Source organism: Dermacoccus barathri, assembly GCF_015070805.1.
GTDB lineage: Bacteria > Actinomycetota > Actinomycetes > Actinomycetales > Dermatophilaceae > Dermacoccus > Dermacoccus abyssi.
This window is the reverse complement of record NZ_JADCTK010000001.1, coordinates 594,389-619,294: the sequence shown is the minus strand read 5'-3', so window position 1 is coordinate 619,294 and position 24,906 is coordinate 594,389. Positions and strand designations below refer to the sequence as shown.

At 68.5% G+C, this 24,906-nt stretch carries 27 protein-coding genes; 13 read left to right on the top strand and 14 right to left on the bottom strand.

The features are described 5' to 3' along the window. The first annotated feature begins 33 nt into the window (after positions 1–33). From IM689_RS03000 to IM689_RS02990, 3 genes are all read left to right on the top strand, one after another. On the top strand, positions 34–729 hold the full coding sequence (locus tag IM689_RS03000) for a phosphatase PAP2 family protein (protein ID WP_129666046.1): 696 nt from the start codon (positions 34–36) through the stop codon (positions 727–729). Then, positions 729–1,457 (top strand): phosphatase PAP2 family protein, encoded by a 729-nt coding sequence (locus IM689_RS02995; protein WP_193642802.1) that lies wholly within the window; start codon positions 729–731, stop codon positions 1,455–1,457. The genes IM689_RS03000 and IM689_RS02995 overlap by 1 nt, the downstream gene beginning before the upstream one ends. 207 nt (positions 1,458–1,664) lie before the next feature. Then, on the top strand, positions 1,665–1,859 hold the full coding sequence (locus IM689_RS02990; protein ID WP_047310764.1) for a hypothetical protein: 195 nt from the start codon (positions 1,665–1,667) through the stop codon (positions 1,857–1,859). Positions 1,860–1,926: 67 nt separating this feature from the next. On the opposite strand, the gene IM689_RS02985 is transcribed toward IM689_RS02990, so the two are convergent. From IM689_RS02985 to IM689_RS02975, 3 genes are all read right to left on the bottom strand, one after another. Further along, complete coding sequence (locus tag IM689_RS02985) at positions 1,927–2,319, bottom strand: hypothetical protein (RefSeq protein WP_047310763.1); 393 nt, start codon at positions 2,317–2,319, stop codon at positions 1,927–1,929. Next, on the bottom strand, positions 2,319–2,672 hold the full coding sequence (locus tag IM689_RS02980; protein WP_193642801.1) for a hypothetical protein: 354 nt from the start codon (positions 2,670–2,672) through the stop codon (positions 2,319–2,321). The genes IM689_RS02985 and IM689_RS02980 overlap by 1 nt, the downstream gene beginning before the upstream one ends. A gap of 182 nt (positions 2,673–2,854) precedes the next feature. After that, positions 2,855–4,336 (bottom strand): hypothetical protein, encoded by a 1,482-nt coding sequence (locus IM689_RS02975; RefSeq protein ID WP_193642800.1) that lies wholly within the window; start codon positions 4,334–4,336, stop codon positions 2,855–2,857. A 222-nt stretch (positions 4,337–4,558) separates the two neighbouring features. Here IM689_RS02975 and IM689_RS02970 point away from each other — a divergent pair, with 222 nt between their 5' ends. From IM689_RS02970 to IM689_RS02955, 4 genes are all read left to right on the top strand, one after another. Then, complete coding sequence (locus tag IM689_RS02970; RefSeq protein WP_193642799.1) at positions 4,559–5,473, top strand: class I SAM-dependent methyltransferase; 915 nt, start codon at positions 4,559–4,561, stop codon at positions 5,471–5,473. Positions 5,474–5,524: 51 nt separating this feature from the next. Beyond that, the gene (locus IM689_RS02965) at positions 5,525–6,694 is read left to right on the top strand and encodes an RtcB family protein (RefSeq protein ID WP_047310759.1); all 1,170 of its coding nucleotides are present in this window, start codon (positions 5,525–5,527) and stop codon (positions 6,692–6,694) included. Between the two features lie 104 nt (positions 6,695–6,798). After that, a complete protein-coding gene (locus IM689_RS02960; RefSeq protein ID WP_193642798.1) occupies positions 6,799–7,158 on the top strand; it encodes an ArsC/Spx/MgsR family protein in 360 nt (119 codons plus the stop codon). A 36-nt stretch (positions 7,159–7,194) separates the two neighbouring features. Continuing rightward, positions 7,195–7,638 carry a YccF domain-containing protein gene (locus tag IM689_RS02955; protein WP_047310757.1) on the top strand — a complete coding sequence of 148 codons (444 nt, stop codon included), beginning with the start codon at positions 7,195–7,197 and terminating at the stop codon, positions 7,636–7,638. A gap of 6 nt (positions 7,639–7,644) precedes the next feature. On the opposite strand, the gene IM689_RS02950 is transcribed toward IM689_RS02955, so the two are convergent. Then, a complete protein-coding gene (locus tag IM689_RS02950) occupies positions 7,645–7,884 on the bottom strand; it encodes a hypothetical protein (RefSeq protein ID WP_047310756.1) in 240 nt (79 codons plus the stop codon). A 146-nt stretch (positions 7,885–8,030) separates the two neighbouring features. Next, positions 8,031–8,657, bottom strand: a complete 627-nt coding sequence (locus tag IM689_RS02945) for a maleylpyruvate isomerase family mycothiol-dependent enzyme (protein ID WP_182434750.1) — start codon at positions 8,655–8,657, stop codon at positions 8,031–8,033. Positions 8,658–8,965: 308 nt separating this feature from the next. On the opposite strand from IM689_RS02945, the gene IM689_RS02940 reads away from it, so the two are divergent. Together IM689_RS02940 and IM689_RS02935 are read left to right on the top strand one after the other, a co-directional pair. Then, a complete protein-coding gene (locus IM689_RS02940) occupies positions 8,966–9,625 on the top strand; it encodes a hypothetical protein (RefSeq protein WP_193642797.1) in 660 nt (219 codons plus the stop codon). 536 nt (positions 9,626–10,161) lie between these two features. Continuing rightward, a complete protein-coding gene (locus IM689_RS02935) occupies positions 10,162–10,338 on the top strand; it encodes a hypothetical protein (protein WP_193642796.1) in 177 nt (58 codons plus the stop codon). A 58-nt stretch (positions 10,339–10,396) separates the two neighbouring features. On the opposite strand, the gene IM689_RS02930 is transcribed toward IM689_RS02935, so the two are convergent. Further along, positions 10,397–11,983, bottom strand: a complete 1,587-nt coding sequence (locus IM689_RS02930) for an APC family permease (RefSeq protein ID WP_193642795.1) — start codon at positions 11,981–11,983, stop codon at positions 10,397–10,399. A 316-nt stretch (positions 11,984–12,299) separates the two neighbouring features. On the opposite strand from IM689_RS02930, the gene IM689_RS02925 reads away from it, so the two are divergent. From IM689_RS02925 to IM689_RS02910, 4 genes are all read left to right on the top strand, one after another. Further along, positions 12,300–13,778: an aldehyde dehydrogenase gene (locus IM689_RS02925; RefSeq protein WP_193642794.1), complete on the top strand. Its 1,479-nt coding sequence runs from the start codon at positions 12,300–12,302 to the stop codon at positions 13,776–13,778. 73 nt (positions 13,779–13,851) lie between these two features. Next, positions 13,852–14,838, top strand: coding sequence for a DODA-type extradiol aromatic ring-opening family dioxygenase (locus tag IM689_RS02920; RefSeq protein WP_193642793.1), 987 nt, complete (start codon positions 13,852–13,854; stop codon positions 14,836–14,838). A 29-nt stretch (positions 14,839–14,867) separates the two neighbouring features. Further along, on the top strand, positions 14,868–15,728 hold the full coding sequence (locus IM689_RS02915; RefSeq protein ID WP_193642792.1) for a fumarylacetoacetate hydrolase family protein: 861 nt from the start codon (positions 14,868–14,870) through the stop codon (positions 15,726–15,728). Positions 15,729–15,911: 183 nt separating this feature from the next. Next, positions 15,912–16,736 carry a gamma-glutamyl-gamma-aminobutyrate hydrolase family protein gene (locus tag IM689_RS02910; protein WP_193642791.1) on the top strand — a complete coding sequence of 275 codons (825 nt, stop codon included), beginning with the start codon at positions 15,912–15,914 and terminating at the stop codon, positions 16,734–16,736. A 113-nt stretch (positions 16,737–16,849) separates the two neighbouring features. Here IM689_RS02910 and IM689_RS02905 read toward each other — a convergent pair whose 3' ends face one another. The 8 genes from IM689_RS02905 to IM689_RS02870 all read right to left on the bottom strand — a co-directional run bounded on the left by IM689_RS02905 (position 16,850) and on the right by IM689_RS02870 (position 24,899). Continuing rightward, entirely contained in the window at positions 16,850–17,434 is a 585-nt protein-coding gene (locus tag IM689_RS02905; protein ID WP_193642790.1) for a GNAT family N-acetyltransferase, read from the bottom strand. Positions 17,435–17,638: 204 nt separating this feature from the next. Continuing rightward, positions 17,639–18,688, bottom strand: coding sequence for an ADP-ribosylglycohydrolase family protein (locus tag IM689_RS02900; protein WP_193642789.1), 1,050 nt, complete (start codon positions 18,686–18,688; stop codon positions 17,639–17,641). Positions 18,689–18,892: 204 nt separating this feature from the next. Then, positions 18,893–19,993, bottom strand: a complete 1,101-nt coding sequence (locus IM689_RS02895) for a winged helix DNA-binding domain-containing protein (protein ID WP_193642788.1) — start codon at positions 19,991–19,993, stop codon at positions 18,893–18,895. Further along, entirely contained in the window at positions 19,986–20,525 is a 540-nt protein-coding gene (locus tag IM689_RS02890; RefSeq protein WP_193642787.1) for a MarR family winged helix-turn-helix transcriptional regulator, read from the bottom strand. The genes IM689_RS02895 and IM689_RS02890 overlap by 8 nt, the downstream gene beginning before the upstream one ends. Before the next feature lie 126 nt (positions 20,526–20,651). Then, positions 20,652–21,047 (bottom strand): DUF779 domain-containing protein, encoded by a 396-nt coding sequence (locus IM689_RS02885; protein WP_193642786.1) that lies wholly within the window; start codon positions 21,045–21,047, stop codon positions 20,652–20,654. Further along, positions 21,047–22,090: an alcohol dehydrogenase AdhP gene (gene adhP, locus IM689_RS02880; protein ID WP_193642785.1), complete on the bottom strand. Its 1,044-nt coding sequence runs from the start codon at positions 22,088–22,090 to the stop codon at positions 21,047–21,049. Before adhP ends, IM689_RS02885 begins: the two co-directional genes overlap by 1 nt. Before the next feature lie 48 nt (positions 22,091–22,138). Next, on the bottom strand, positions 22,139–23,662 hold the full coding sequence (exaC, locus tag IM689_RS02875; RefSeq protein WP_193642784.1) for an acetaldehyde dehydrogenase ExaC: 1,524 nt from the start codon (positions 23,660–23,662) through the stop codon (positions 22,139–22,141). A 118-nt stretch (positions 23,663–23,780) separates the two neighbouring features. Next, entirely contained in the window at positions 23,781–24,899 is a 1,119-nt protein-coding gene (locus tag IM689_RS02870) for a GAF domain-containing protein (RefSeq protein ID WP_193642783.1), read from the bottom strand. Positions 24,900–24,906: the final 7 nt, after the last annotated feature.

Below are 24,906 nucleotides of genomic sequence, written 5' to 3'. Positions count from 1 at the left end.
GGCGTCTCAGTGCGCCGCGCGTACCCTGACGGCGTGTCCCCAGCAACGTCGGGCGCGTGGTTCGTCCGCGTCGTCCTGCCCCGCCTCGTGCGCGGTGCCCTCGCAGCCGCAGTGCTCTGCCTGCCCGTTGTCGTCCTAGCCGTGCTGGTCACACGTCACTGGTCGCCCATCGTCGACGCCGACCAACGCGCCGTCCTCGCAGCCACGAACGTCACGCGCGAGCGGGGTTTCCTCCCGGCGCTCGAGGCGTGGCAGTGGTGGCTCCACCCGATGCGGGTCTACATCGCGGCCGTGCCGATTGCGCTGTGGACGTGGCACCGGCGTCTTCGCGGACGCACCATCTGGGGTGTCGCGACGATGCTCGTCGGCTGGAACCTCGGCCTCCAGGCGAAGCTCGTCGTCGAGCGTGCGCGGCCCCTCATCGACGATCCCGTCGCCCACGCGCCGGGCTACAGCTTCCCCAGCGGGCACGCGTTCAACGTCGCCATGATGCTCACGACGAGCCTCATCATGCTCTGGCCGCTCGTGCGCGAAAGGGCGCTCGCGCTGCGTGCCCTTCTCGTCGCGGGCGCCGCCGTCATCGCCGTGCTCACGGCCCTCGACCGTGTTTTCCTCGGCGTCCATTACCCGAGTGACGTGACGGCCGGCGTTCTGCTGGGGTGCGGGCTGTCGGTGGCTTCGTTCATCGGGTTCAGTCACCGACCGCGAGCGACGAAGGAGCCGGCGTGATGGCGGTTGGACCCGCTGCGAACACGCGCGCCGCTCGGCCCACCGTCCACGAGGTGCTGCGATCGGTACTGCTTCGCGCCGTTCTTCCGGCGCTCGTGATGTTCGGGCTCCTGCTCGGTATCGGCAAGGCCCTCATGACGGTGTTCCACGAGGTGCCGTCCGAAGAGCGCATCTCGCAGAAGGTGGCCGCCGAGCGTGACGGTGTGCTCAACACCGTGACGAAGGTCGTCTCGACGATCAACGACACCTGGTTCACGATCGGCGGAGCGATCGTCATCGGGCTCGCTCTTCTCGCGCTGACGCGGAAGTGGTGGCTGAGCGTCGTGCCGCTGCTCGCCATCAGTCTCGAAGCGAGCGTCTTCGTGCCCGTGACGCACCTCGTCGGCCGACCGCGCCCCGAGGTCGGTCGGCTCGACAACGCGCCGCCGACCTCCAGCTTTCCCAGCGGCCACACGGCCGCGTCGTTCGCGCTGTTCTGGTCACTCGCGATGCTCGCGACGCGTATCGAGAACTCGGCTCTGCGACGCACCGTGCAGACGCTGTGCGTCCTCTTTCCGTTCGGCGTGGGCGCCGCACGTCTCTACCGCGGCATGCACCACTTCAGCGACATCGTGTTTGGTGGCCTCCTTGGCATCGGGTGCGCGTTCGCGGCCTACCTTGCTGTTCGAGCGGCGGATCGCCATGCCACCGAACGTCAGGTGGATCGGGGGAAGCTGACGACGGTCTGAAGCGTGAGCCCAAGGTGTCCAATTTGGGACGGATCGCGGTGTTCGGCCGTGTTTTTCAGGTGGTGACGGACCGGAAAGCAGGACCGCGAAAAATTCTCGGTTCACTTTTCGATGCACGCTCGATTTCACTCCCGTCGAGGTGAGAAGGTCAGACTCCGTTCCCGGACGCCGGCGCACCACGGTGGCGGCTTTCTTCGAGGAGAGACCATGAAACGACTCACCGCAGCGGCTGCTTCGATGCTCGTCGCCGGATCCTTCGTCGCCCTCTCCGCGGGGGCGGCCAACGCTGTGAGCCACCCGGTCACCGCGAAGCACGGTGAGGACAACGCCCCCACGGCGCGCGGCGAGGACAACGCCCCGTCCGTTCGCGGTGAGGACAACACACCCGGCGCGCGTCGCTGACGATGACGCACGAGGCGCCCTCCACGACGAATCGCGAAGGGCGCCGACGAGGTGAGGCGTGCAGGCTTCAGCCCATGCGTTCGATCGACTCGGCGCTGATCTCCGTGACGTCGTTGATGCCCTGGGTGCGCTGCCCCGTCACCGAGCCGCGCACGCGAACGACGCTGCCGAGGCGGAGGTGCTGGGTGTTCGGCAGCGGGCAGCACAGGGCGAGACCCGAGTCGACGGTGCGGAAGCAGTGGCGCACGATGTCCGGGCCGTCCTGCGCGTGGCGGGGGGTGGTGCCGGCAACGCGTACGACGATCTCGAAGGGCTCGCCGACCTCGCCGAGGTAGCCCGACGACGTCGTGCGGGTGGAATCCTGCTCGGCCGGGCCGGCAGCGACCCCGGCGAACCGGTCGTCGCGGGCCGCGCCGCGACGTTGCGCGGAGACGCGGGAGAGGGTCAAGGGGCCGAACATCAGGTCATCCTCAGCGGGTTGAAGCACTCGTGGAGCGTCGTGATGCAGACATCGTCACGACGGATGTGGGCCTGTACGAGGCCGGACAATTTCACTCGATCGCCCACGCGGAATCCGTAGCGGCGGGCTGATGACCATTCAAGCAAATTGTGAGTGCCGATTTGGCGGACGAGATAACGCTGAATTCGATGACCCATGTCGGTGATGGCGACGATCTCCACCGGCACGCGCACGTGCTCGGCCTGTTCACCGATCCATTCACTCGCCAGAGACGGGACGAACGGGCGCTCAGGGGTGCGGCTCGCGGCACCCGTTGCAGTCGCCGTACGGGTGCTGGACGAGACGAGGTTCACCGGAGCGAAAGTGCGCACGAGGGCACGACGAAGAGCGAAGGTCGCCACACGAACTCCAAAGCTGATCGACAGTCCTGACAGAAGGAGGACGCTCGATCAAGGTTTGGGTTGCACGTCGTGAGGTGATCAACGGAAAGCGTGTGCGCGTCGTCGGGCCGAGATGCTCGAAGCCGGTGCGTGTGTCAGCGGCGCACGACCTTGGGCAGGCCGAGCACGGCGGCCACGCCGAGCGCGGAACGCGGGGCCCACGCCGTCCGCCACAGCCCGCCGTGAGCGGCGCCGTCGCTGAAGAGTGCCTCCGGGTGGTCGCGGTGCGGCGCCTCGCCGGGCGCCAGGTCATCGCGCATGACGTCGTGCACGAGCAGCGCAGCCATGAGGGCGCGGCTCGTCTCGGACGCGAAGACCTCGACGCCGAAGTGGTGGGCGCCGCCGTACGCCGCACGTAGGACGGGGTTCTTCGTCACCGATCGCGTGAGTGTGGCCGGTGCGACGTTGAACGACACGCGCTTGCCGTCGGCTTCGGCCGCTACAGCACGCCAGCGCTGCAGTCGCTTCGCGACGGCGTAGTTCGGGCCCTGCTGCGCGACGAGGCAGTCGGCCACGTGCGAGTGCTTGGGGTAGGGCTCGCTGAACAGCTGGCCCCGCGAGGCCAGTCGTAACCCCTTCTTCGCGACGCCGCGACTGCCGTGACGCTGCCAGCGTCCCCGCGAGGCGTCGACGATCTCCTGCGGCACGACGAAGGCGTCCGTCGGAGTGGCGAGGTACGCGAGGACCGTGGTGGGGCGCATGCGTTGCAGGTACTGGCCGATGGCGTCGGCCGCCAGCGTGAGGCGGATGTGCATGCCCGAGTCGGCGTAGGCGTGCATGCCGAAGACGATCGTGTCGTCGCCGGCGTTGTCGGCGAACCAGGCTGCAACACCGGCCGGGTCGGCCACGATGTCGGCACCCGCCTCGCCGTCCCTGACGGGCAGGGTGATGCTGCCCGCCCCGGCCTCGGCGAACTTCGCGAGACGCTCGCTGACGCGCGGAATGTCCACGGCGAGGATGCGTGCGCCCCAGCGCGACAGCATGTCGGTGGGGCCCATCTCGGCGCCCGCGCCGACGCTCGCGAGGACGTGACCGGGCAGGCTCAGCCATTCCGGGTGGTTGATGACGCGCTTGACCGCTTCGGCGCACGAGGCCTCGATGACGCCCTTGGCCACCCACGTGTCGAGCTGACGCTCGAGGTCGTGGCCCGTGAGATCGCGTCCCTTGTAGGGCACCGCCAACGCCTCGACCCGAGGCTTGCGACCGTCGATCGTGCGAATCTCGTACGTGCCGTGAGCCGCTTCGACGGCGTCGTCGAAGGCCCACTCGGCGAGTGGTGTTTCGTGGCCGTCGTCCCCGACGACGCGCATGCGGCGGTAGGCGGAGTCGAGCCCCGCGCGGGCGATGTCGACAGCGGCCTGCGGCGTGGAGGCCGTCGTCATCGTGAGGTCGCGAACCGCGGCGAGGTAGGCCTCGCGCCAGTTCTTCGCGCCCTCCACGCGTGCGGCGAGGACCGCGTCGCTGCCGCGGACGGCGTCGGTGACGATGCCCCGAACGGTCGGGGTGGTGGGGCGCTCGGCGTCAGCGCTCTCCGCGGTGTCGGGCGCGGGGAAGGTGATGCCACGAAGCGTCGTCATCGTCTGTCTCTTCCTGATCGGTGCAGCGGTCGCTTTCATGAAATCCCAGGACGTGTGGCCGGATCATCCGAAGAACCGCCAACGTCGGACGGGCGTCTTTGGAGGTTTCCTCCAACTTCCCGATGATGAGCGGTGACCGCGGCACCGGTGCCGCGTTTTCGAGGCAACATCGTCGGAGATATTCGGTCGCGCACCGGGATCACCTGCGTCAGACTCTCTTCTATGAACTCCTTCACCACGAGTTCTCCCAGCGCCGACGCGACGTGGGAGAACTCCCGCTCGCACAATCAGGCCAACTGGGACGAGCGCGCCGCCGCGCACGCTTCGAGCCCCGACTACGCCGTCCAGCGCTTCATCGACGACCCCGACGCCCTCAGTGGCGTCGTCGAGTTCGACCGACCTTGTCTCGGCTCGATCGAGGGCCTCGACGTCGTGCACCTGCAGTGCCACATCGGCACGGACACACTCTCGTTGGCGCGTCTCGGGGCAGCGTCCGTCACGGGGCTCGACTTCTCGACGGCGTCGCTCGAGCAGGCGCGCAGCATCACCGAGCGCGCCGGGCACCGCGACATCCGGTTCGTTCAGTCCGATGTCTACGACGCTCCGGCCGCGCTCGAACGACAGCAGTTCGACCTCGTCTATACCGGCATCGGCGCGTTGTGCTGGCTGCCGAGCGTCGAACGGTGGGCCGCCGTGGTGGCTGAGCTGCTGCGAGCAGGCGGACGACTGTTCATCCGCGAGGGACACCCGATGCTGTGGGCGCTGAGCGACAACCCAGCCACCGGGCAGCGCACCCTCGCGGACGGCGAGTTCACCGGCCCAGCGCTCGAATTCCCCTACTTCGAGATGCCCGAGCCACTCGTGTTCGACGACGGCGGCACCTACGTCGAGACCGAGCGCGAGTTCAACGCGACGGTCACGCACGAGTGGAACCACGGTCTCGGCGAGATCGTCACCGCGCTGCTCAAGGCGGGCCTGCGCCTCGACTTGTTAACCGAACACCAGAGCGTCCCCTGGAACGCGATGCCCGGCCAGATGGTCGAGATCGGCGCCGGCGAATGGCAGCTCGCCGAAGCGCCGGAACGTCTCGCCGCCACGTACACGATCACCGCCACGAAGGTGGCACCCCAAACCTGACCTTGCTCCGTACTCCGTTGCGGTGCAGGGTGACCGCAAGGAGAAAGAACAATGGAGCGCATTTCCCCGACCCTCTTCAACTGGGCCTCGATCCTCGAGGATTCGACCCGCGAGCAGGCCGTCACCACGGCGTCGATGCCGTTCGTCTTCCCGCACCTGGCCCTCATGCCGGATGCCCACCTCGGCCGTGGCGCGACCGTCGGCTCGGTCATTCCGACGCTCGGGGCCATCATCCCGGCCGCCGTCGGTGTCGACATCGGCTGCGGCATGATCGCCGTCCGCACGCAGCACACGGCGGCAGATCTGCCCACCGAGCGTGCGTCCGTGCGTCAGGCGATCGAGCGCGCCATCCCGCTCTCGGCGGGTGGGGCCAACCGCAAGATCAGCCGAGAGCACACGCAGGTGCGCATCGACGAGCTCGAGACGATGGCCGAAGAGGCCGGGTTCGACCCGGCCGCGTACGCGAAGAAGTGGAAGCTCCAGCTCGGATCGCTCGGTTCCGGTAACCACTTCATCGAGATCTCGCTCGACGAGGAGGACCGGGTGTGGCTCTTCCTGCACTCCGGTTCGCGAGGTGTCGGCAACCGCATCGCCCAGCACCACATCAAGGCGGCCGAGGCGTACTGCCGGACGAACTGGATCCAGCTGCCCGACCGTGACCTCGCCTACCTCGTTGAGGGAACGCCGCAGTTCGACGCCTACATCCGTGAACTGCGCTGGGCGCAGCACTTCGCGCTCCTCAACCGCGAGGAAATGATGGACCGCGTCGTGCGCCAGTACGCCGAGTGGGTGGGCGAGCCGGTGACAGAGCTTGAGCGCATCAACTGCCACCACAACTACACGGAGCAGGAGAAGCACTTCGGGAAGAACGTGTGGCTCTCACGGAAGGGCGCGATCAACGCCGAGGCAGGGCGTCCGGGTCTCATTCCGGGCTCGATGGGTACGGCGTCGTACGTGGTCGTCGGCAAGGGCAACGCGCTCTCGCTCAACTCGTCGCCGCACGGTGCGGGTCGTGCGTTCTCCCGTTCTGCGGCGCGCAAGCGCTTCACTGGTGACGAGCTGCGGGAGGCGATGAAGGGCATCGAGTACCGCGACACCGATGCCTTCATCGACGAGATCCCGGGCGCGTACAAGGACATTGACCAGGTGATGGCGGACGCCGCCGACCTCGTCGAGATCCGGCACACGCTGCGTCAGATCGTCAACGTCAAGGGCGATTAGTCGTAGCCCGATTCCCCCGATGGTGTGTGGCCCCTCCGCCGCGCGGCATCGGGGGAATCGGCGTTCCCAGCGGGTTGTCGGTGGCGACGGGTAGCGTCAGGGGCATGGCTGAGACCACCGTTCTGCACAACCCGCGCTGCTCGACGTCACGCGCCGCCCTCGACGTGGCGCAGGAGGCGAGCGTCGACGTCGAGGTCGTCCAGTACCTCAAAGAGCCCCTCACCCGTGAGGCCCTGCTCGAGTTGCTGGGCAAGCTCGAGGACGCACCCGCTGACCTCGTGCGTCGTGACGCCACGTTCAAGGAGCTGGGCCTCACCGACGCCGACGTCGCGACGCCCGAACAGGTGGCCGACCTCCTCGCGGAGCACCCGAAGCTCATGCAGCGCCCCGTGCTCGTGCGTGGCAACCGCGCCATCATCGGGCGCCCGAAAGACCGCGTGCCCGCGTTCCTCGCAGGCAACTGACTTCTCGCACTACTGATCACCACTGGGGGAGGCCGCGTGAAGACGCTGCTCAACATCATCTGGTTTGTGCTGGCCGGCTTCTGGCTGTGGATCGCGTACGCGGTCGCGGCTCTCGTCATGTGCATTCTCATCGTGACGATTCCGTTCGGCATCGCGTCGTTCCGCATCGCCAACTTCGCGGCCTGGCCCTTCGGCCGCACCTACATCGACAAGCCGACCGCCGGCGCGGCGTCGATGATCGGCAACGTCATCTGGTTCGTGTTCGCCGGCCTGTGGATCGCGCTCGCGCACATCGGCACGGCCATCGCGCTCGCGGTGACGATCATCGGTATCCCCTTGGCGTGGGCGAACCTCAAGATGATCCCGCTCGCGCTGTTCCCCCTGGGCAAGGAGATCGTGCCGGAGGGTGCCCTCGCTCCGCCCCGGTACACACCGCCGCAGGCCTACGGCCAGGGCGGCCCGCCACTTTCGCGCTACTGAGTGGCCTCACGTGTAGGGGTAGGGCTTGGGCGTTCCGTCGTCGTCAATGCCGTAGCCGCTGCGAGGGCTTTCCTTCGGTTCGTCGAAACTCACCCAGCGGCGCAGCAGGCCGGGCACGAGGAAAACCACCCACGCGATCTCCCACGCGTGGAAGGCGAAGCCGAGCACGAAGAACGTGATGAGCGCCAGGGTGCCGGAGACTGCGAGCAACTTCTGCGCGGTGGTCATGGGCTGGTTGGTCTTCATGCCTTCACTCTTCCCCCGTGGTGGTCGCGCAGCCCGGGGTTGGTGTCACGAACGCCCCATGACATTCGTCAGGGGGATGACGAAGGGCGCCCGCCGCCGATACGAATGTCGGAGACGAGCGCCCTTCGTTCGTGAGCGGCGCCGCGTTACTTCGTGAGGCGGGCGCGGTACTCGGGCAGGCCGTCGCCGGCGAGGTCGTCAAGGTACTCGGCGCGGCCCGTCATCGTCATGATGAGCGCGAGCAACGGGCCCTGGACGATCTCACCCTTGCCGTGATCCCACTTCTGGTCCGTAGCCATGAGGTGCAGGCCGTCGATGCGCTTCTTCACACCGAGGCCACTCGAATCCTTGTAGTAGTCGCCGAGCTCACGCAGCGTCTCGAGCGGGTACTCGCGGGTGAGCCCGAGCGAACGGCGGATGTCTTCGGCGTGCACGAGCGTGTCACCCAGCATCGCTTCGCCGCTCAGCGGGGCGGTGCGCTCGTGGAGCACGGCCTTGAACGCGGCGAGCGTCTCGGCGGGCGTGCCCTTCGAGTACTCGGCCACGCCGGCGTCGATGGCGGCCTGGAAGTCGCCCTTGTGCTTGAGCACGAGCTTGGCGACGTCGGCCTTCGACGTCGAGGCGCCGGAAGCGAGGTGGGCGACGACGTCCTGGATCGTCCAGCCCTCGCACAGCGACGGGCTGCGCCACTGCTCGTCGGAGAGCTGCTCCAGCTCGGCGAGGAGAGCCTCGCGCTCGTCGTGGATCTTCGTCCACACCATCTCGTGCGACATGACGTTGCCTTTCGTCGGGGCCGAATCTTGGCTCCAGTCTGCCGAAACGGCGAGCGATCGGCCATCCGAGCGCGTGAACCTGCTCACAGCGCGACGGCCGTTCGCGCGCGGGAAATCACTCGACGGTGAACCTGCGATGAACGCGTCGTGACTGCTCGGAGGCGCCCTTCTCGACGCGGATGAAAGCCCATCGCTCTCCTATCAAGTGTGAGAGTCCTCACGAAAAAACCGCGGAAACTCGGTCGATTCCTTTTTGTGCGGTCGTCCATGTTCGAGCGCCTCGGCCGTCTCGCGGTCGGGGATTCATCTTGAGGAGGAGCACATGCACGTCCGTTCATGGGGCCGCACGACGGACGGCCGCTGCGGCCACCGTCGCCGTCGCGTTCGCCATCATCGGCGCCGGCGCCACGGCGTCCGCCGAGCCGCAGGTCCGCCACGTCACGCAGCACGAGACGATCGACCTGTCGAACTCCAGCGTCTACTCCGACGCGCCGGTTCCGGGCTCGCTCACGGCGGGCCAGTTCACGGTTGCCAACGAGAGCGCCTACTCGCTGCCCAAGGGTTACTCGGTACAGGTCGGATGGCAGGTCGTGAAGAACCTGGCCAACGAGGGTGGCCGCAAGGGCTACCAGTCGTACGTGAGCACGACGGCCACCCCGTCGCTCGCCTCGTCGTCGGTGAAGTACGCCGGCGCGACGAACGCGTCGGCCGGTAAGAACGGCGTCGCCAACGTCGAGCTGACGAAGACCCTCGCCCCGGGCCAGGGCATCTACGGCACCTGGTCGGGCGCCCCGATCTCCGCCGACGGCGAACGTTCCGCGACCATGCGCTACCGCGTCTCCGTCACGGCGCCGTCGCGCACGATGACGTACACGAGCCGCGCCAACACGTCGGCGGGCGAGCTCGTCGAGATCGAGCACGTCGTCACGATCAAGGGCGGCACCTTCACCTACGACGCCGACCTCTGATCGGTCCACCCGCACTTCGACCCCCGACACGAGGTAGGAACCATGACGACCATCAAGCGCACCCTCGCCACGTTCGCTGCGGCCGTCACCGTCGCCACCGGCTTCGCCGCCGCCCCGGCGCAGGCCGACGCGTCGACCGAGAACGTCGACATCTGGCACATCAAGAACGCCGGCCCGATCAAGCCCAACTCCTCCAACCCGAACCCGGTCTGCAACCCCTGGTCGCAGTACCGCACGCACATCACGAGCGTGAAGACGTCGTTCACGCCGATGGGCGCCGTGCGTACGACGAACGACTCCGACTCGAGCGTGCCGCTCACGCAGACGCTGTCGTCCACCCAGACGCTGACGATGAAGATCGACGGCGACTTCGGCCGCTCCCTCACCGCCGGTCTGACCGGCTCGGGCAGCAAGGACGGCATTACCGGCGGCGGCAACCTCGCCGCGACGGGACCCAGGCCATCAAGCCCGGCTTCTCCTACGAGGCGTCGTGGACGACCGGTCAGGAGATCGGCCCCTACGACATCAAGCCCGGCATGGTCGGACGCGCGACGTACGGCTTCAACACCGTCACGTTCAAGGGCACGCAGCAGTACTGCAAGCTCGACGGCACGTGGAGCCAGCCGACGCCCCTGTCGGGCACGGCCCCCATCGCCAAGGACGTTCACATCGAGCAGTACAAGATCGGCTCGCTGCCGAAGAACCGCTACTGACGCACACACACCCGTGCCCGGGCCGATGATTGGCCCGGGCACGGGTGTGCGAACGACGTCAGTGGTGGTCGGGAACGAGCTCGTCGACCCGGTCCTTGCCCATGAGGGCCCAACGCTCGGGGTCGCGCTTCTTGAGCGCCGCCGCCGAGATGATGCCGACGACGACCGCCACGAGGATGAGGCCCGGCAACACCCAGCGCAGAGCGCTCTCCGGGTTGCCGATGAGGTTGCCGAACTGCGAGGTGGCGTACACGGCGACCGCGCCCATGAAGACCGCGGAGAGCGCGGGGGCCACGGCCGTCCGCCACATTCCCCCGGCGCCGGTGCCCGCGGTGGCGACGTCCGCCGTCACGGCCTCGTCGGCCGCGGCCTTGCGACGCTCGCCGCGGTAGCGCGCGAAGAACGCGACGACGGCGACGGACGCGAGCGACATGAGGAACAGAATGGCGAGCGTGCCGAGCTGCGTCAGCCACGTGAAGAGGTTGAGCACCGGATCCTGACCCGTCACCGTGAAGAGCAGCAGGACGACGGCGGCGAGGGCCGTCTGGCTCATCGAGCCCATGTGGGGCGACAGGTGCAGCGCGTGCGTGTGGCCGAGCTTGCGCGGCACGAGCCCCTCACGCCCGAGGGCGTAGAGGTAGCGGGCCACCGCGTTGTGGAAGGCGAGCAGGGCCGCGAACACCGACGTCGCGAACAGCAGTGACATGACCTGCGTGGCCGTCGAGCCGAGGTAGGTGCCGCCGAGTTCGAAGAGGAAGACGGTGGGGTCGGGCTTGAGTTCGCCGAGGTGCGACACGAGCGTCGAGGGGCCCTGGGCGCTCACCATGAGCCACGTCGTGATCGAGTAGAAGACGCCAATGACGATGACGGCGAGGTAGGTCGCGCGGGGCACCGTGCGGCGCGGGTCCTTCGCCTCCTCGGAGTAGATCGTCGTCGACTCGAAGCCGATGTAGCTGGCGGAGTTGAACAGCAGCGCGATGGCGAGCGAACCGCTCGTCAGGGCGCCGAAGCTGAAGGGCTCCATCGACAGGTTCGAGGCGAAGCCGCCGGTGCCTCCGTTGCCGCCCTTGCCGACGATCGCGACGTCGAGCAGGAGCACGATGAGGAACTCGAGGGCGACGAGGATGCCGAGCACCTTGACCGAGAGGTCGACCTGGCGGTAGCCGAGGACGCCGATGATCGCCCAGGCGACGAACGAGCACGCCCACCACGGCGGGTTGAACCCGAGGGTTTCCGCGCAGAAGCTCGCGGCGGCGGCGCCGAAGAGTCCGTAGAGGCCGATCTGCATCGAGTTGTAGCCGAGCAGGGCGGTCCACGCGGCCGCGCCACCGGCGGGCTGCTTGAGGCCGCGCGCGACGTACGCGTAGAAGGCACCCGTACTCGTGTGGTGACGTGCCATGGCCGTGTACCCGACGGCGAAGAGGAGCAGCAGGGCGCTGACGATGAGGTAGGCGAACGGGATGCCGGGGCCGTTGCCGAGCAGCATCGCGACGGGGGCTCCGCCGGCCATGGCGGTCAGAGGTGCCGCCGCCGAAACGACGATGAATGCGATGGCGACCGAGCCGAGTCGGCCGCTGCGCAGCCGGTGTTCGTCGCCGGACGTCGCGCGCTCGCGTGCGTCGTCGTGAAGTGGTGCGCTGCTCATGGCATCGCCTTTCGCCAGGGGGTTGCGTGGGGAGGCACCCCGGCCCGTGACGCCGCGTGTCGCGGGCCGGGGTGTTACGCACGTTCGCTCCGAGTTACCCCACTCGTTAGGGAACGAACGATCTGCGTGAGGCTCACGGTAGCGCACGGTGTGACCTGGACCACAGCATTTCGTCGGAAAATTTCCGGCGTGCCCTTTCGGTGCTCTTCGCGGGGTCTCGACGCGCTTTCAAAAGCCTCGGCCGTCCGATACGTTTGGGCCCGAACGATTGCTACTGTGACTCATGTCACCACCCACGCGAACGGCGAGGAGCGTCATGGCGAACCCGGAGAAGATCACCGTCGAGGGTGTCGAGGTCGACACCCGGCACTGGATCGGCGGTGAGCGCGTCGCGAGCGCCGACGGCGCCACGTTCACCACCGTCTCGCCGATCGACGAGTCGGTCATAGGTGAGGTCAGTGCCGCCGGTGAGGCCGAGGTCGACGCCGCGGTCGCCGCAGCTCGCAAGGCGTTCCCCGCCTGGTCGAAGACGAGCCCCGCCGAGCGCGCCGCCGTCCTGCGCAAGGTTGCCGAGGGCATCGAGGCCCGCGTCGAGGAGCTGAGCAAGGTCGAGACGCGTGACAACGGCGCGCTGCTTCGCAGCCACCTGCGTGGCGTCATGCCGCGTGTGGCGATGAACTTCCGCTTCTTCGCCGACTACCTCGAGAAGGATCTCGACCACCCCGACATGGAGGTCGCCGGGCGCGGCCACCGCGAGCGCATCACGTACGACCCCGCGGGTGTCGTCGCCATCATCACGCCGTGGAACGCGCCGCTCATGCTGGCCACGTGGCGCATCGGCCCGGCGCTCGCCGCGGGTAACTGCGTCGTCCTCAAGCCGCCGGAGTGGGCGCCCCTCACGGCGTCGCTGCTCGCCGACATCGCTCACGAGGCGGGCCTTCCGGCCGGCGTGTTCAACGTCGTCCAGGGCACGGGTGTGGACGCCGGCGCGCCGCTGACGCGTCACCCGGACATCAACCGCCTGTGCTTCACGGGCTCGGTGCCGACGGCGGGCGTCATCGCCGCCGCTGCCGCGCCGAACATCGTGCCGCTCAGCTTCGAACTCGGCGGCAAGTCGCCGTTGCTCGTGCTCGCCGACGCCGACATGGACACGGCCGTCGACATCGCCGTCGAGCAGTTCGACAACGCCGGTCAGGTCTGCCTCAAGGGCTCGCGCATCCTCGTCGACGAGGCCATCGCCGAGGAGTTCACGAAGCGCGTCGTCGAGAAGTCGAAGACACTCAAGCAGGGCGACCCGCGCGACCTCGAGACGGATGTCTCGGCGCTCATCACGCGCAAGCACTTCGAGACGATCGACGGCTTCGTCGAGCGCGCCAAGGCCGACGGCGCCACGGTGCTCGCCGGCGGCGGACCGAACACGGAGCTCGGCGGCCTCTTCTACGAGCCGACGATCCTCGCCGACTGCCCGGAGGGCTCGGAGATCCTCACCGAGGAGGTCTTCGGCCCGGTGCTCACGATCGAGACGTTCTCCGGTGACGACGAGGGCGTCGCCAAGGCGAACGACACGCGCTTCGGCCTCGCGGCCACGCTCGTCACGTCCGACCCGGAGCGTGCCGAGAAGGTCTCGGCGCAGCTTCGCGCGGGCACCGTCTGGGTCAACTGCTTCTTCGTGCGTGACCTGGGCGCGCCGTTCGGCGGCAGTGGCCAGTCCGGCATCGGCCGCGAGGGCGGCATCTGGAGCTTCGACTTCTACTGCGACGTGAAGAACTCCGTCTTCGCGCCCGCATCGAACTGACACGACGAAACGCCCGCACACGGCTGACGACGGACGTCGTCACCGGCGGCGGGGCAGAGAGAGGAATGGGCCGATGGGTGAGGTAGTCGGCGCGGGATTGCTCGCGCACGTTCCGACGATCATGCTGCCCGAGGAGATCCGCCGCAGCCTGAACCACGGTGAGGACTCGACGCTCGTCGCCGGGCTCGAGCAGTTGCGCAAGAAGGTCTTCGAGACGCTCGACTACGACACCGTCGTCGTGCTCGACAGCCACTGGGCAACCACCGTCGAGTTCGTCGTCACGGCGCAGGACCGCCGCTCGGGGCTGTTCACGTCGGAGGAGTTGCCGCGCGGCATGACGCGCCGTCACTACGACTTCCCGGGCGACCCGGAACTCGCGCACCTCATCGCGAGCAAGGCCGACGAGCATGGCACGTGGATCACCGCGATCGACGACCACTCGCTGCCGATCTTCTACGCGACGACGAACATGTGGGAGTACCTCGGCAAGGGGCTCGACGACAAGCGCTGGATCTCCATCGGCGTGTGCCAGACGGCCGACATGGAGGACAACCTGCGCCTCGGGCGTGCGCTCGGCGACGCCATTCGTGAGAGCGACCGCAAGGTGCTGCTCATCGCGAGCGGCGCGCTCAGCCACACGTTCCACCCGCTGCGCAAGTTGCGCGACCACGAGGCTGCCGACCCGAAGCACATCTTCTCTCAGGAGGCCTACCAGGCCGATCTGCAGCGGATGGAGTGGTTCGGCCAGGGCGACCACGCCCGCGTGCTCGACACGATGGACGAGTTCTACCGCTACAAGCCCGAGGCCCGCTTCGGGCACTACCTCATGATGATCGGCGCCCTCGGCGAGGGCGACTGCACCGCCACGTCGCGCCAGTACGGCGAGTACGAGAACTCGGTGGGCACCGGCCAGGTGCACCTGTGGTTCGACCAGCCCGAGGGCGGCTTCCCGGCGCCGCGCCGCACCGACATTGACGACGACGTCAAGCGTCAGAAGGCTGCCGCAGCCGCTGAGGAAGCCGGACCCGAGCACATCCCCGACCTGCCCGCCGCCGGCTGACCACCCGAAAACTTCGAGGAGTAATCACCATGGCCACCAAGGAATTCCGTCGCATCCTGCTCGACGGCAACCCCGTCGACGTCGTCGTCGAGGGTGAGGAACTCGTTGCCGGTGACGGCCGCCGCGTCGCCATCGCCGACGCGACGCACCTGCCGCCCGTGACGCCGAGCAAGATCGTCTGCGTCCACCTCAACTACCGCAGCCGCGTCGAGGAAATGATGACGACGCTGCCGAAGGCGCCCACCTACTTCCACAAGCCCGTCTCCGCGCTCAACACGCACGAGGGTGCCGTCGTGCGACCCGAGGGCTGCAAGTGGCTCAACTACGAAGGCGAGATCGCCATCGTCATCGGCAAGACGTGCCGCAACATCTCGCCCGAGGAAGCCGGGGACTACATCCGCGGCTACACCGTGGCCAACGACTACGGCCTGCACGACTTCCGCGACACCGACTCCGGTTCGATGCTGCGCGTCAAGGGCGCCGACACGCTCTGCCCCGTCGGCCCCGGCGTCGTCGAGGGCTGGGACTTCCGCGGCAAGCGCATCCGCACCCTCGTCAACGGTGAGGTGAAGCAGGACGGCACGACCGACGAGATGGAGTGGGACATGCACTACCTCGTCGCCGACATCGCCCGCACCATCACGCTGCAGCCGGGCGACCTGCTGCTCTCGGGCACGCCCGCGATCTCGCGCACGGTGTACCCGGGTGACGTCGTCGAGGTCGAGGTCGAGGGTCTCGGCACGCTGCGCAACCACATCGTCACGGGGCCGACGCCGATCCGCACCGACGTCGGCGCTCAGGTGACCGAGTCCGAGGAAGTTCTCTCCACCGCCCAGGGTGGCGACTGGGAGTTCCGCGGCATCCGCAAACCGAAGCCGCCGCAGCCCTGATCATTCGGGCCGGGGCGCTTGCCCCGGCCCGCTCAGGTTTCGGCTTCAGGGTGCGACGGAGCGTCGTGGCGCCATCGCACCTGAACCGCCCTGATTGAGGTGCCGAATCGTCATGGAGCCGGTTCGGTACCTTGAGCCGGGGCTCGCCAGGGGCACGATGTGATCGTCAACGAAGGAGGGGCCATGGGTCGGCCCATCATCGCCATCCCGGCGCGGTTCTCGGCGTCGGCATCGGCGCTGCGGTTCGGCGCCGACGTGACGGCGCGCAAGCTGCTCGACGCGGTGTGGGCAGCGGGTGGCGAGCCGGTCGTCATCCACCCCGTGGCGCCCGTCGGCGACGACGTTCCGGCCGACCGACGCATCGACCCATCACGGGGATTCAGCGCGCTGACACAGGATTTCGTCGACGAGGTCGCCGAGCGTGTGGCCTTTGCCGACGGCATTCTGCTGCCCGGTGGCGGTGACGTCTCGCCAGTCTGGACCGGCGATGCCATGCATGAGACCCACTACGACGTCGACGTCGCGCAGGACGCGTTCGACTTCGCCCTGGCACGCGTCGTCATCGAACGCGGTGTGCCGGCGCTCGCGATCTGCCGCGGCATGCAGCTGCTCAACGTGGCCCTCGGCGGCACGCTGCACTTCGACATGGACGACGAACTCTCCGTCGAGGCGCACCGTCACCGGGTCGAGGGCGTCGAGGTGGACGCCGATTCGCGCCTGGCGGGAGTACTCGGCGTGCCGCAGGTGCGCGCCAGCTGCTACCACCACCAGTGCCTCAAGGACGTGGCGCCCGGATGGCGCGTCGTGGCGCGGTCGTCGGACGGCGTCACCGAGGCGGTGGAGCTGGACGGCGGCGCTGCGGGTGAGGGTGCGAGCGGTGCGGCCACCAGTGCGGGCGGCGCGAGCGTTGTTGCGGTGCAGTGGCACCCGGAGGACACCTTCGACACCGACCCGCAGCAGGCGAAGCTCTTCGCCGACCTCGTCGAACGGGCGCGTCAGCGCGCGTGAGCGATCGCTGATCGGCGCCCTGCCAGAGGTTGGGCAGACTTCCCCGCGGTTGGGCAGTGTGTGCCTCTACCCAGCCGCAGGAAACTCTGCCCAGCGACGGCGACGGGGTGCCGTCAGGCCGGTCCGCCCGACGAGCGCCACGCGCCGAGCGGCTCGTCGGGGTAGTCCATCTCGTCGACGCTCTCGTCGGTGAGCGTGAACCCGCGCTTCTCGTAGTTGGGAAGCGCTGCGGGGCCGTCGAGGTCGCACGTGTGAACCCAGACGCGCGACGTCGCAGGCAGGTCGTCGTGGCGCTCGCCGAGGCTCCACGCCGAGGCGATGCCGTGCTCGAGCAGCGCCCGGCCGATGCCGCGTCCGATCGCTTCCTCGACGAGGCCGAAGTAGCGAATCTCCACCGAGGCCGGGTGCTGATCGTCCTTCGTCGGCTGGATCTGCACGTACCCAGCAGGTGCGCCGTCGGCGTAGGCCACCCACGTCTCCGTGCCGGGAACGCCGAGGTCCTCGAGCCACTGCTCGCGTGACCAGGCGAGGCGATCGGTCCACGTCCACGGTCCGCCGACGACGGCGTAGAGGTAGCGCGCGAACTCCGGGGTGATGTTCTCGGCGAGGTCGATGCGCACGCCCTCGGGCAGCGTCGCGGCCAGTTCGGGGCGCGTCGTCATCTCGAGCGTCCAGGTCGTGACGGTGCGTGCGGGCATGGTGACCTCCGGCCGGTGCGTGCGTTGTTCTCGCAGCCTACGAGTCGGCACCGACCGGGAGCACGGCGGCATCGTCACCTCACGCCGTTGGGCAGAGTTTGCTGCCCTTGGGTCGAGGCGGTGACTGCCCAATCGCAGGGAAGTCTGCCCAGCGATGAGAGTGCATCCGGTGGGGACGGGAATGCCTCCCGTCCCCACCGCGGGTCACGCCGTCGCGGGAGTCGTGACGCGGGGCGCTTCGATGGCCCGCGCCACCTCCAGCGCGGTCTGCCAGAGCAGTCCGTCGATCGCGGTGACGCCGAGGGCCCGGCGGATCTGTTCGGCTGCGGCGTCCGTCGTCAGCCAGCGGTACTTCACGGCGTAGACGAGAGCGACCGACGCCGTGCGGTGGTGAGCGTGGACGCAGTGCAGCAGCACGTGGTGTCCCTGGGAGCGCAGCTCAGCGACGACGTCGGCTGCGTCGATGAGGGTGGCGGCGAGGTCGTTGTGCGTCGCGGGGTCGTCGGAGTCGACGAGCCAGAACTCGATGTGGCGCTCCGGGTGGTCGGCGAAGAGCCGCTCGGACGAGCCGATCCGCGAGAGGCTGACGACGGCGTCCGCGTCGGTCGTCGTGAGGCAGCTCTGGGTGCCGAGCCGCAGGCCGTTGTCGAAGGCCACGGTGACGGCGGGACAGCTCGTGACCTCCGGCTCGTGCGCGCGGCGCGGCCATGCGTCAGCGGGTGCTTCGCCGGCGGTGCGCAGGGCGAGCTCGACGAGGTCGCGAGCGCGCAGGCCCGGCCAGCCGTGGATGCGGCGCCGCCACGTCGCGGGGATCGCCGAGACGCCGTAGACGGCACCGAGGAGGGCGACGGTGATGGCAGCGACGGTGTCAGTGTCGTACCCGGCGCTCGCCGCGGTTTCGAGGGCGGCGCGAACGACGAGCAGAGCCTCGCCGTCTCGGCCGCGGAAGGCTTCGCGGGCGCTCGTGATGGCGGCGTGGGCGGCCCGCAGGGCGCCGAACGTCGAGCCGTTCGCCTCGATGGTGGAGGCGTCCGCGCGGGTGGCCGACTCGAGCCAGGAGACCCACTGCCCGCGACGCTCCTCGGGCAGGAGGTCGAGGCCGGCGAGGAGGTCGTACTCGCCGGTGAGCACCCCGCGGCGCACAGCCTCGGCGTGGGGGACGCAGGAGTCGAGGACGAGTGGGTCGGCGTGCGTCAGCTCGGCGACGCGGTGCGCGTTGGCCGCTGTCAGCTCGCGGTCGTCGAGCGCCGTCACGCCCCCCGGGCGTGGAGAGCACGGCGGAGGCTCATCTCTGGTGACGTGTCACGGCGGCGCTGCCCGCGCATGCGCCGCGAGACCATGGCGTCGGCCGGAACGGGTTTCACCCGACTGACGTTACCCATCTGCCCCCGGTTTGCGCAGTACCTGGGGACGGCATCGAGGCAAGCTGTGCGCTTGTCCCGGCCCGCCCGGTCAGCGTCACGCCCCGAGGTAGGGGAACTGGGCGTGCAGACGTTCAGCGTCGTGGGCCACGTCGGCGGGCAAGGTGTCGAAGCCGACGACGTCAAGCGCTCGTCGGCCGGGACGCCCGCCGCGACGCCAGGTGCCGACGATGGTGCCCGCGTGCATGATGCCGCGCTGGAAGACGCCGTTGTTGCCGGGCACGAGTCGCGGATGGTGTGCCTCTTCGAGCAGGGCCAGCCGGTCGGGGTAGCCGAGCACGATCTCGTCGAAGCCGGGCAGGAGGAACAGCCCGTCGGCGGCGTCCCCCGCGGCGTCCACCTCGTCGTCGAGTGTCTGACGCCAGTAACGGCCCTCATCGGAGTCGTCGCCGACGAACTCGTCTGCGATCGTGGCGAAAGCGCGGCGAATCTTCGTGATGGGCAGCTTGGTCCACCAGGCGAAGTCGCGCAGCGTGGCGGGGCCGTGGCTCGTGAGGTATCGGCGCAGCAGTTCGGCGATGGCGGCGGTTTCGTCACCGTTGAAGCGTTTCCCGAGCGACGACCCGGCGGGCAGCCAAGCCTGAGCTGACACGACGTTGTTGTCCGAACCGTTCCACGGCCCGTACACGGCAACGCCGGTCGCGATGAGGTACGACAGCATGTGGTAGCCGCGGCCGCCGGCGGGGGCGAGGCCCGCCGCCTCCCAGTGGGCGAAGAGGTCGCCGCGCGACAGCCCGCGCGGCGAGGCGGTGCACTGCGTCAGGAGAATCTCCTGCGCCCGCGCGATCTGCTCGTCGTCCAGCTCCAACTGGGCGCGGCGCCTCACCTGGGCTTTGACGGCCGGTCCCGCGCAGAGCTCAGTCATCCATCGGACGTCCTCGGCGGCCACGGCGAAGACAGTGCCACGCATCGGATATCCGCGGACGACGGAGCCGTCGTCGAAGGCGGCCACGACGTCGTCGAGCCCGAAACGCCCACCCGGCTCGCTCAACCGCAACGCAATGGACGCCATGACGCCCGGCAGGTCCTGCCCCTGCATGGCACCGAACGCAGCCACGGCGTCGTGGGGACTGCTGAAGGGCCGGGTCGCCAACCCTTGGGCCACGAGGCGGCGGCGGACCAGCGCGGAATCAACCATGAGTCACGCCTGACTCGGGCCTCGGGCCGTCGGCGCTCATGGACTCGGCCGTCGTGACGACCTTGCGCAGCGCCTTCGTCAGGACGTCGACTTCCTCGAGCGTGAGACCGGAGATGAGTTCTTCCTCGAGGGCGTTGAAGCGCGGGAAGAGCTCCTCCATGAGGGCCACGCCGGCCGGGGTGAGGCTCAGGTGGGCGAAGCGCTTGTCCGTGCTCGACTGGCTGCGCGTCAGCCAACCCCGCGCACTGAGCGTCTTGACGACCCCGCTCAGCGTCGCCTTCGAGATGCCGGCGCTGTCGGCGACCTCACGCGTTTCCGGGGCGTCGAAGATCCACACGCTCCACAGGACGACGAACCCGGTCCACGACAGGTCGTGCGGACGCAGAACGGTGTTCGTCATGTGATTGCGCGACGCGTTCGCGGCGCGGTGGATGCTCGAGACGGCGTGCATCGCGTCAGCGTTGATGTCGACGTTCGCCAAGCGACCGGTCACGGCGGCCTCGGTCTCGACGAGCGTGTGATGGCTTGGCATGCGGACAGATTAGCCGTCACGCCACGACGATCTCCTCCTGGCACGGCCTCGCCCGACGCTCACACCGACAACGTCGAGCGCGGGGGCCGTGGCGAACCACGACCCCCGCGCTCGACGATCGAGCCGTCAGCCTTCCAGCACGTCCGAGCGGATGAGGAACCGCTTGCCCGTCGGGCTCTCCACGGAGAAGCCGCCCCCACGCCCGTCGACGACGTCGACGGTGAGGTGAGTGTGCTTCCACGTCTCGAACTGTTCCCGGCTCATCCAGAACTCCAACTCGGCATCGTCGCCTGCCACGTCCGGGAGCGTGAACGTGCCGAGCAGGACGTCGGCCTGACCCGTGCGGAACTGCCCTGCCGGGTAACACATCGGGGTCGACCCGTCACAGCACCCGCCGGACTGGTGGAACATGAGACGACCGTGCTCGGCCACGAGCTGGTGCAGCAGGGCGACGGCGTCCGGCGTCAGGGCGACCCGGCTGACGGTCTCTCCGGCCACACCGGCTCGTGACTCGAGGTTCATCACTTGTCCTCGCGCTCCGTCGTGTAGTCGATGACGACGCGCCCGTCGATCTTGCCGTGGTGCATCTCGTCGAACACCGCGTTGATGTCGTCGAGGTTACGCTTGCTGAACGTCGGGTGGATGAGGCCTCGGGCGTAGAAGTCGAGAGCCTCGACCATGTCCTGCCGGGTGCCGACGATCGATCCGCGGATCGTCAGGCCCTTGAGGACGACGTCGAAGATCGGCGCCGGGAAATCACCCGGAGGAAGACCGTTGAACACGATGGTTCCCCCGCGACGCGCCATGCCGATGGCCTGGCCGAACGCCTTGGGGTGCACCGCCGTGACGAGGACGCCGTGGGCGCCACCGCCTGTGGCGTCGAGGACGGCCTGCGTCGGGTCCTCGACCGCGCCGTTCACCGTGACCTCCGCGCCGTGCTTCTTCGCGAGCTCCAGCTTGTCGTCGGCGACGTCCACGGCGACGATCCGCATGCCCATGGCCTTGGCGTACTGGACGGCGATGTGCCCCAGCCCGCCGATGCCGGAGATGACGACCCACTGCCCGGGGCGCACCTCCGTCACCTTCAGACCCTTGTACACGGTGACGCCGGCGCACAGCACGGGAGCGATCTCGTGGGGGTCCGCGCCCTCGGGGATACGGGCGGCGAACGTGGCGTCGACGAGCATGTACTGCCCGAACGAGCCGTTGACGCTGTACCCGCCGTTGGTCTGCTCCTCGCACAGCGTCTCCCAGCCGTTGCGGCAGTGTTCACACGTGCCGCACGCGGAGGCGAGCCAGGCGTTGCCCACCATGTCGCCGACGGCGAGTTCGGTGACGCCCTCGCCGAGTTTCTCGACGACGCCGACTCCCTCGTGGCCGGGGATGAACGGCGGTTCGGGCTTGACCGGCCAGTCACCGTCCTTGGCGTGCAGGTCGGTGTGGCACACACCCGATGCGATCAGCTTGACGAGCGCTTGACCCGGCCCGGGTTCCGGCAGTTCCACATCCTTGACGTTGAGGTCTTCGCCGAAGACGTCCACGACTGCAGCTTGCATGGTGCTCATGACTCTTCCCTTCGTGTGGTTGCGATCTGATCGGTGATGCGGGTCGGCTCAGAAGAAGCCGAGCTTGTTCTCCGAGTAGGAGACGAGGAGGTTCTTCGTCTGCTGGTAGTGGTCGAGCATCATGAGGTGGTTCTCCCGCCCGATGCCCGAGCTCTTGTAGCCACCGAACGCCGCGTGCGCCGGGTAGTTGTGGTAGTTGTTCACCCACACGCGGCCGGCCTGGATGTCGCGGCCCGCGCGGTAGGCGGTGTTGCCGTTGCGGGACCACACGCCGGCGCCGAGGCCGTAAAGGGTGTCGTTCGCGATCTTCAGTGCCTCGTCGTACGTGCCGAACTTCGCCACGGACACGACCGGCCCGAAGATCTCCTCCTGGAAGATCCGCATGTTGTTCGTGCCCGCGAAGATGGTCGGCTCGACGTAGAAGCCGCCGCCCAGATCGCCGTCCAACTCGGCCTGCCGACCACCGGTGAGCACCTTCGCGCCTTCCTTCTGGCCGATGTCGAGGTAGGACAGGATCTTCTGCAACTGGTCGTTGGAGGCCTGCGCACCGATCATCGTCGAGTCGTCGAGCGGGTTACCGGCCTTGATCTTCTTCGTGCGCTCGACGACGTCGGCCATGAACTGGTCGTAGATCGACTCCTGGACGAGCGCGCGTGACGGGCAGGTGCACACCTCGCCCTGGTTGAGGGCGAAGAGGGTGAAGCCCTCCTGCGCCTTGTCGTAGAACGCGTCGTCCGCCTGCGCGATGTCCTCGAAGAAGATGTTGGGGCTCTTGCCGCCGAGCTCGAGCGTCACCGGGATGAGGTTCTCCGAGGCGTACTGCATGATGAGGCGCCCCGTCGTCGTCTCGCCGGTGAAGGCGATCTTGCGGATGCGCTTGTTCGACGCGAGCGGCGCGCCGGCCTCGACGCCGAAGCCGTTGACGATGTTGACGACGCCCTTGGGTATCAGGTCTTCGATGATCTCCATGAGCACGAGGATCGACGCGGGCGTCTGCTCCGCCGGCTTGAGGACGACGCAGTTACCTGCGGCCAGCGCCGGCGCGAGCTTCCACACGGCCATGAGGATGGGGAAGTTCCACGGGATGATCTGCCCGACGACGCCGAGCGGCTCGTGGAAGTGGTAAGCGACGGTGTCCTCGTCGATTTGCGAGAGGCTGCCTTCCTGCGCGCGGATGGCACCGGCGAAGTAGCGGAAGTGGTCGATCGCGAGGGGGATGTCGGCGTTGAGCGTCTCGCGCACCGGCTTGCCGTTGTCCCACGTCTCCGCGACGGCGATCTTCTCGAGGTTCTCCTCCATCCGGTCGGCGATCCGGTTGAGGATGAGTGCCCGCTCCGCGGGCGAGGTCTTGTTCCACGTCGGTGCCGCCGCCCATGCCGCGTCGAGGGCGGCCTCGATGTCCTCGGCAGTGCCGCGGCCCACCTCGCAGAACGTCTTGCCGGTGACCGGGGTGGGGTTCTCGAAGTACTGCCCCTTCTTCGGCGCGACCCATTCGCCGCCGATGAAGTGCTCGTAGCGCTTCTTGAACTCGACCTTGGAGCCCTCGGTTCCCGGGTTGGCGTAGACCGTCATCGCAGCTTCCTTTCCCTGAGCCCGCGGGATGTGACGCGGGGTTGCGTGATGTGCGTCACGTTACGAAGGGTTGCGTTGCATCAACGTTGCACTGCCCGTGCAACGCGCTGTGCGGGCGTCAGTTCGCCTGGCGCAGACGAGTGTCGAGCTGTTCGAGATGCGTGAGAACGATGGCCCGCTGTGGCGCGCGCGGTGGCAGGACGGTGAGTGCCATGTGCCACGACTCGACGTCATCGGCGGCCTCGGGCAGGTCGAGGTAGCGCAGAAGGGTCTCGGGAGTGGCGTCACTGAGCATCGCTTCGCGCAGCGACCCGGACGTCGAACGCAGCAGGTCGACGACGGGCTCCGCCTCGCTGTGCGTCAGCGAGGCTCCGCGATACAGCTCGAGGGCTTCGTCGTGCTCGCCGCGACGCAGATGCTCCGTGACCTGGACGGCATCGATGAGCAGTGGCCCCGTGAGGCGGTAGGGGCGGCTTTCGAGGTTCGGCGCGCCGGGAATCGTGTCGAGCCGTCGACGAAGCCGCAGCAATTCGCCGCGGATGGTGGCGGGCGGCGTGCCGTCCGGGTAGATGAGGGCCCCGATCTCGTCGGCGCTGAGGCCTTGGGGTTCGAGCGCGAGTGTCGCGAGGAGTTCGGCGTGGCGGTCGGTGAGTGCGTGGGTGGCCGTACCCGTTTCGATGCAGGGGCGGCCGTGGTGGACGAGACGCAGCCGCGCGCTCGTGTGCGGTGGAGGGCCGACCGGCACCCCGGCGAGGCGAAGTTCACGAGCCACCGCGGCCGCGGTGGCCTGCACGAGTGCGAGGGTGCGCCGGTCTGCCGCAGCGTCACCTCCCGTCACGTCGAGAGCGCCGAACACCTCGCCGGTGACGGGGTCGACGAGCGGCGCCGCGGAGCAGCTGAACGGGTGGACGTCCGGGCGCGTGTGCTCCTCGCGATGGATGGAGACCGCTTCGCCGCGGGCCACAGCTCGGCCCGGCGCGTTCGTGCCGACCTGCGCCTCCGACCAGTTCGCCCCCGCGGTGAAGCCGATGCTCTCGGCGCGGCTGCGGGCGCGGGAGTCTCCTTCGACGTAGTGCAGGCGTGCCTCGCGGTCCGCGATGGCGATGACGAGACCCTCGTCGCGTGCCGTCGAGCTCAACAGCGAACTGACGAGGGGGATCGCGTCGGCGAGCCGAGCGTGGACGCAGCCGGGGCCGCACCCGCAGGCGCAACCCTGTGGACGGGATTTGTGCCGCATCCCTTCC